Source organism: Treponema sp. R6D11 (assembly GCF_054786075.1).
In genome coordinates this window covers 1-5,530 of the sequence record NZ_BDHD01000118.1, presented here as the reverse complement: position 1 = coordinate 5,530, position 5,530 = coordinate 1, and the positions used below count along the sequence as shown (strand labels likewise).

Sequence of the window (5,530 nt, the reverse complement as noted above, 5' to 3'; positions counted from 1 at the left end):
ACCTTTTGGAAGAGCCGAAAATTCTGTTTTTCTTTACCGCCGACAACAGGGTGGACACTATGACCATCGTGTTTGGGGCGAGGTTGTCTTCCCTGTAAACGGCGAGAAAAGTCTCGTGGGAATACAGGAGCCTTAGCCTGTAAATGGGCGTGTCGGGGGCGATGGATTCAATGCCCGCGTCGGCTCCGGTTATGACGTTGTTTACCTTGGGCTCGTCCTCAAGAACAACGTCGTCTTCTATGTCTTCATATTCGCTATCGTCGCTCATAAATAACCTATTGCAATAAGTCTACCAGAAGGCCGCGTATTTCCTCAAGACGGGAAACCAACTGCATCTGCTGTCTTTGGCCGGAAAGAAGCATGGCGGCCAAGTCCTCAAGCTTCTTGTCGATAACCTGAATTTTGGTGTGCATTTTTACTTCCATCGCTTCGGGCGTACCGCGCTTTCCTTTAAATCCAGGTTTTAAAAAATTCGGAATTCCCTCATCGCGTTCCAGGGAATAAGCGTTCTGTACCACATAGTTGATAAAATTACGTACCGCCTGCTTGTAAAGCAAAATTTCATCGGGATAAGGGCGGCTCTTTAAAAGATCGCCCGCGTTACGGACTTCGTCCATTAAAATATTTAACGAATCGTCGGAAGTGGGAAGATCCTTTAACGGGCCGATTTCTTCGGCGGTCTTGCCTCGGAGAGTATCGAACAAAGTTGAAAAAGCGCTTTTTTCCGTCTTAGAAGCTTTTGTTTTTTTTTCTTCTTTAACCTGCGTGTAAGCCGCGGGGTTCATGTAAAAAGAAGTATCGGTGCCGTCTACTTTTGCCATGGGTTTTAACCGTGGGTTTTATGGAATACGGGCAGGGCCGATTTAATGCCCTGAGCGTCCTTGTACTCGGACAGGGTCTTTACCCAGCTTTCCTCGTTGGGGCATACCCTGATCGCCCCGTTGATAAAGCAGCCGTCGTCCGCCTGTATCCGGCGGGTGATTATATCGCCAAGAACAACGGCGGTGGAAAGGATGACAAGGTGTCCGTCCGAAAAAACGTTCCCGCACACCACCCCGCCGATGGTGATGTTCGTGCCGGATATATTGCCCTTCATCCGCGCGCGCTCGCCAAGCACCACCCTACCCCGCGCCCTTACGTCGCCGCTTATACTGCCGTCTATGCGCGTAAAGCCGCCGGCCTCGATGTGGCCTGAAAAATTCGTGTTGGGGCCTATTATGGTGTTAATTGAATAGTCGCCGCCTCTGTCCTGAGCCACGTTTTTATCGTCCTTGCTGTCTTGCCACGCGGGAACGGAGGGTGATATAACGGTACGGATCCACTACGTCGGAACCGATATGAACTTCATAGTGAAGGTGCGGGCCGGTAGAAACGCCGGTATTCCCGATATAGCCGATAACTTCGCCCTGCTGGACGCTCTGCCCAAGTTTCGCCCTGATGCTCTGCAAGTGCGCGTAACGGGTGTAGTAGCCATGCTTGTGCCTGATGATGACGAAATTGCCGAAGTCGCTGGCGTACTCGGTGGCGACCACCTGTCCGTCCGCCGTCGCCAAAACCTGATCGCCGGCGCGGTGTGTGGAAATGTCGATTCCCTTGTGGATGTAGTACTGGCCGCTTATCGGGTTAATGTTCTGGCCGAAGAACATCGAAATGTTCCCTATGCCGTCTTTGACGGGCCAAATACTGGGGATTTCCGTAAGAAGGGCGCTTTGCGAATCCAGAAGAACGCCCATTTCCTTAATCGGCTCGACCGCCTGAGAAAGATACGCGGAAAGTTTGCGCACATCGTCAACTTCGCGTAACGTCCCGTCGGTTGTTTCTTTTATGCCCAAAAAGGAGCTTAAATCGCCCAATGATTTCTGGTTCGTCTCGTTGTTTACATTTTTACCTAACGCCGAAAGAACGCCGGAAAGGGCGCCTTCAAAATTACGCGCCTCCCTTAAAAGAAGGGCGGTCTCGTCGCGTAACTGGTCAAGCGACGCCTGCACGTCTTTTAGGCGCACGTCCTTGCTCGCCATCGCGTACATCGTGCTGCTGTAAGAAGCGCTGTACCAGAAAAACGTGCCTATAATGCCGAACACGACAAACAGGAAACAAAATATCGAAAGGACCGTAATGTGAAGGTTGTAAACTTTTTTCTCGGAATGTGGGACGAAAACAAGCGTGTAACGGCGGGAGAGGAATTTTCCAATGGCTTTAAAAACATCGCCTATAAAGTCGGCCGCGGAAATAGCGGCGTTTTTGACTTTATAAATCATCTTGTTTTCTAAACGTTTATAATCGTGAACCGAAGCCATTTACTCTCCCTATGTAACGTACCTTTTATTATATATTCTAAACGCGGTCGATGTCAAATTCTCCGTCAAATTCCCGCCCTTAAACGGCTTTATAACCCGCCCGTATAGCCTGTTCGTTCATCGGGACAAATTGGTGCTTGTCCGGCGGGAAAAATTTCTTCAATACACCTTCAATATCGGCTAAATTCAAGGCTCCGGTTAGCTTTACCATGGCTCCAAGGGCCACCATATTGGCAAAAACGAGGTTTCCAAGCTGTTCGGCTATGCCCGTAGCCTCAACTTTGGCGATTTTTAGGCCTTTTCTGGACGGTTCTTCCTTTACAAGGCTTGAATTTATCAAAATTAAGCCGTTTTCCTTGACAATTTTCTCGCAAACGGGCAGGGAATCCAAGTTCATGACCAAAGTTGAGTCAGGCGTGGTCACTAAAGGGCTCGCTATCTCCTCATCCGACACGATTACGCCCGCCCTGGCGACGCCCCCGCGCTTTTCCGCGCCGTAAAACGGGAAAAAAGTTACGTTTTTCCCTTCCTGCATGGCGAAATAAACCCAAAGCTGGCCGAGCGAAATTATCCCCTGGCCGCCGAATCCGGCGAATAGCGATTTTTCCGTCATTTGGAGCCTCCGGGTAGCGTGTTTTTTATTTCCCCGAGCGGAAACGCGGGAATCATGTTCTTTTCAAGCCATTCTACGGCCTGAATGGGATCCATAGTCCAATTTGTCGGGCATGGGGAAAGAACTTCTATTATGGTGCTTCCAAAGCCCGCCATTTGCGCCTCAAACGCCTTTTTGATGTACTGCCTTACCTTGCGGATATTGGCGGCGTTGTTTACCGCCCCCCTTGCGATATAGCGCGTTCCTTCCAGCGAGGAAAGAAGCTCCGCCACCCTGATTGGATAACCCATCCCCGCGGTTTCAGCGTCCCGTCCTCTCGGGGCGGTAGTCGCTTTCTGGCCGATCAGCGTCGTGGGGGCCATCTGCCCGCCCGTCATGCCGTAAATCGCGTTGTTTACGAATATCGTGGTAAATTTTTCCGCTCTGTTCGCGGCGTGGATCATTTCCGCCGTCCCGATTGCCGCCATGTCCCCGTCCCCCTGATAACAGATGACAAGGTGGTCGGGGCGCACCCTCTTTATTCCCGTCGCGGCGGCGGGAGTCCTGCCGTGCGCCGGCTGTACCGAGTCAAAATCAAAATACACATCCGCCCAAACCGCGCAGCCTACCGGGTTCGTGATTATCGCCCGTTCCCTCAGCCCCATTTCGTCTATCACGCCAGTAATAATCCTGTGGATTATCCCGTGCCCGCAGCCGCCGCAGTACTTCGTCTGCACCTTAGTTAAACTTTCAGGGTGTCCGTATAATTTTTTCATTTCTTTAATATTTCCTTTACCTTCGCGAAAACTTCTTCTTCGGTCGGAATGACGCCGCACGCGTGGCTTAAAAGCCGGATATCCGCTTTCGCGCCGCCCGTTTTTCCAGTTTTAATCGATGCTTCGTAAGCGGAAAGTTTCACGTCTTCCACTAACTGCCCGAACGACATTTCCACAGTTAAAATTGTTTTGCCTTCCGATACGTATTTTCCCAGCGCGTCGTAGGGGAACGGCCACAAAGTTATCGGCCTGAAAATGCCGAGTTTAATTCCCTCTTTTTGGGCGAGCATCTTCGCGCCGAGGCAGACGCGGGCGCATGTCCCGTAGGCGACCATCACAAGGTCGGCGCCCTCGCAGCCGTTGTCCTCAAAGCGTATCTCCGCCGCCTTTACTTTCTCGTAACGGACAAAACGTTCCCTAACTATCGCTTCCAGTTTTTCGGGAACGAGCTCAATCGACGTTATGTGACGAGCCGCCTTGTCCGCGCCCTTTCTGTTCATCATGCCGCCGACCGCCCAATCCCTTTCCGGCTGTTTTATTTCCGGGCGGCAGAACCACGCCCTCGATCATCTGCCCGATAAGGCCGTCCGCCAGCAGAATGGCGGGCATTCTGTACTTGTCCGCCAAATCAAACGCGAGGCAGGTAAAGTCGGCGCACTCCTGCACGCTCTTGGGCGCGAGCACTATGCAGCGGTAATCGCCGTGGCCGCCGCCGCGCGTTGACTGAAGGTAATCGCTCTGCGCCGGGGCGATGTTGCCAAGCCCCGGCCCCCCCCTGCTGACGTTCACCATGACGAGCGGAACATCCGCTCCCGCGGCGTAGGAGACGCCCTCCTGCTTCAGGCTGATGCCCGGGCTGGACGAGCTTGTCATCGCGCGTATCCCCGCGCACGAAGCGCCGAACACCATGTTGATGGCTGCGACTTCGCTCTCCGCCTGAATAAAAATCCTTCCCCTGTCGAGCATATTTTTCGCCATGTAGGCGATAAGCTCGTTCTGCGGGGTGATCGGGTAACCAAAGTACGCGCCGCAGCCCGCCCTTATCGCCGCTTCCGCGATGGCATCGTTCCCTTTCATTAAAACTTTTTCGCCCATTACGCCGCCCCCTCTATTTCATAAACCTCGATGCAGACATCGGGGCAGACTTCGTAACAGTTGCCGCAGGCTATGCACTTATCAATATTTACCGCTTTTGAAGGATGACAGCCCGACGAATTTAATTCGGGGTCTTCCTCCAGCACCTTTACCGGACACGCGCGAACGCACAAAAGGCATCCCTTGCACATTTCGGAGTCTATTGTTACTTTTCCTTTCTTTGCCATGAAATTTCCTTAAATAATTGAAGTATCCTCATTATAAGGAAAAATGACTTTTTAGCCAATAGCCTCACACAAAGCTCACAAAGGGGGAGAAGGACACAAAGGGGAATTAGGGATTGTCGTACGAAAGCTGAGCTTGAGCTTCACGATTAGCCTTCGGACAAAAACCCCTAATTCCTCTTCTCTTCCTTTGTGTCCTTCTCTTCCTCCGTGCCCTTTGTGAGAAATTTATGCGAATTACTTGTTACAAATCACTATTTCCCTTGACTTCCAAAACCGTCCTGTTCTGGGCTGATAAGCCCGTTTACAAGCGAAAAAACGGCGATTTCCGCGCGGGTTTTTAGGTTTATTTTACGTTTTATAGCCGTTACCATGTTTTTTACGGTTCCGGGGCTGTAGTTTATAAGCCTCGCTATTTCTGTGTTGGAAATCCCCCTCGCGATTCCGCTGATGATACAGCGTTCCACGGGCGATAAGAAAACACAATTTCCTTTTTTCCCGTGATTATCAAGGTTTGAATCCAACAGTCTGTTAATTATGGAAGAG

The 5,530-nt window shown here is 51.4% G+C and carries 9 protein-coding genes and 1 pseudogene; all 10 read right to left on the bottom strand.

Annotated elements, in window-relative coordinates; genetic code table 11:
- Nucleotides 1-268, bottom strand: a pseudogene (locus ACYVTD_RS09385) (hypothetical protein); the annotation flags it as partial.
- 7 nt (nt 269-275) lie between these two features.
- On the bottom strand, nt 276-821 hold the full coding sequence (locus ACYVTD_RS09380) for a YaaR family protein (RefSeq protein WP_461247517.1): 546 nt from the start codon (nt 819-821) through the stop codon (nt 276-278).
- A 5-nt stretch (nt 822-826) separates the two neighbouring features.
- The gene (locus tag ACYVTD_RS09375) at nt 827-1,258 is read right to left on the bottom strand and encodes a bactofilin family protein (protein ID WP_461247516.1); all 432 of its coding nucleotides are present in this window, start codon (nt 1,256-1,258) and stop codon (nt 827-829) included.
- 4 nt (nt 1,259-1,262) lie between these two features.
- A complete protein-coding gene (locus ACYVTD_RS09370) occupies nt 1,263-2,297 on the bottom strand; it encodes a M23 family metallopeptidase (protein ID WP_461247515.1) in 1,035 nt (344 codons plus the stop codon).
- A 79-nt stretch (nt 2,298-2,376) separates the two neighbouring features.
- The gene (locus ACYVTD_RS09365) at nt 2,377-2,910 is read right to left on the bottom strand and encodes a 2-oxoacid:acceptor oxidoreductase family protein (RefSeq protein ID WP_461247514.1); all 534 of its coding nucleotides are present in this window, start codon (nt 2,908-2,910) and stop codon (nt 2,377-2,379) included.
- Nucleotides 2,907-3,665: a thiamine pyrophosphate-dependent enzyme gene (locus tag ACYVTD_RS09360; RefSeq protein WP_461247513.1), complete on the bottom strand. Its 759-nt coding sequence runs from the start codon at nt 3,663-3,665 to the stop codon at nt 2,907-2,909. The genes ACYVTD_RS09365 and ACYVTD_RS09360 overlap by 4 nt, the downstream gene beginning before the upstream one ends.
- Entirely contained in the window at nt 3,662-4,168 is a 507-nt protein-coding gene (locus ACYVTD_RS09355; RefSeq protein ID WP_461247512.1) for a transketolase C-terminal domain-containing protein, read from the bottom strand. The genes ACYVTD_RS09360 and ACYVTD_RS09355 overlap by 4 nt, the downstream gene beginning before the upstream one ends.
- Nucleotides 4,116-4,760, bottom strand: coding sequence for a hypothetical protein (locus ACYVTD_RS09350; RefSeq protein ID WP_461247511.1), 645 nt, complete (start codon nt 4,758-4,760; stop codon nt 4,116-4,118). The genes ACYVTD_RS09355 and ACYVTD_RS09350 overlap by 53 nt, the downstream gene beginning before the upstream one ends.
- A complete protein-coding gene (locus ACYVTD_RS09345) occupies nt 4,760-4,987 on the bottom strand; it encodes a 4Fe-4S dicluster domain-containing protein (RefSeq protein ID WP_461247510.1) in 228 nt (75 codons plus the stop codon). The genes ACYVTD_RS09350 and ACYVTD_RS09345 overlap by 1 nt, the downstream gene beginning before the upstream one ends.
- A gap of 251 nt (nt 4,988-5,238) precedes the next feature.
- Nucleotides 5,239-5,530, bottom strand: a 292-nt coding sequence (locus ACYVTD_RS09340; RefSeq protein WP_461247509.1) for a response regulator transcription factor, incomplete at its 5' end; no start/stop codon positions are given.

Bases quoted from the DNA above. Each gene is read 5' to 3' on its own strand.
- ACYVTD_RS09380 (WP_461247517.1), bottom strand. From the start codon at position 821: ATGGCAAAAGTAGACGGCACCGATACTTCTTTTTACATGAACCCCGCG.
- ACYVTD_RS09370 (WP_461247515.1), bottom strand. From the start codon at position 2,297: ATGGCTTCGGTTCACGATTATAAACGTTTAGAAAACAAGATGATTTAT.
- ACYVTD_RS09365 (WP_461247514.1), bottom strand. From the start codon at position 2,910: ATGACGGAAAAATCGCTATTCGCCGGATTCGGCGGCCAGGGGATAATT.
- ACYVTD_RS09360 (WP_461247513.1), bottom strand. From the start codon at position 3,665: ATGAAAAAATTATACGGACACCCTGAAAGTTTAACTAAGGTGCAGACG.
- ACYVTD_RS09355 (WP_461247512.1), bottom strand. From the start codon at position 4,168: ATGATGAACAGAAAGGGCGCGGACAAGGCGGCTCGTCACATAACGTCG.
- ACYVTD_RS09350 (WP_461247511.1), bottom strand. From the start codon at position 4,760: ATGGGCGAAAAAGTTTTAATGAAAGGGAACGATGCCATCGCGGAAGCG.
- ACYVTD_RS09345 (WP_461247510.1), bottom strand. From the start codon at position 4,987: ATGGCAAAGAAAGGAAAAGTAACAATAGACTCCGAAATGTGCAAGGGA.